Raw genomic sequence first — 588 nt, 5'->3', positions numbered from 1 at the left:
CCGGGGTGACGGTCAAAATGATCGATCCGGGCCCAGGAGAGGCCCTCAGCAGCAAGTCGGTGCGGCGGCTTACCTCGGCGTTGGGTTGGCGTCGCAGCGCCTTGTCGCCCTGTTGGGCAGCTCCCTCGGCCCAATACACACACGAGACCACCTCGGGTTCGGGCTCCTCGGACAGGAACCTGCCGTACAGCCAGCAGGCGTTGACGTGCACGTGGCGGCCCAGCAGGCTGGTCGCAGACTCCCAATCCCGCCACACTTGCTGGTGTACCTGCGATAGCACATCAAGACCGATGGCGGCGACAGCGTCTACGACCGCTGCTATGGCTGGCGCGAGGACTCCACGACTAGCGGCCCCAAGCTACTTACGGACGCTCACGCGTCGCGTGGCCTTTTTCATGCCCGATAAACTTACATCCGCCAGACTCGGCAACACGACGCCCATCGTCGCGACGCCGATCACGGCACCAGGATGTCCAAGAAGCCGCTGAAATCGGGCGTCGCCAGGGTTTTAGTCAGGTATTCAAAGACGTCGTCGGCCCTCGTAGCTCAGGGGATAGAGCACGGCTCTCCTAAAGCCGGTGTCGCAGG

At 63.4% G+C, this 588-nt stretch carries 1 pseudogene; it reads right to left on the bottom strand.

The annotated features are described in order from the left end of the window. Positions 1 to 280, bottom strand: a pseudogene (locus F6Q13_RS19715) (hypothetical protein); the annotation flags it as partial. Positions 281 to 588: the final 308 nt, after the last annotated feature.

Origin of the sequence: Mycobacterium sp. (genome assembly GCF_008709575.1) — a bacterium.
Lineage (GTDB): Bacteria > Actinomycetota > Actinomycetes > Mycobacteriales > Mycobacteriaceae > Mycobacterium.
This window is presented reverse-complemented; position numbering and strand designations above follow the sequence as displayed.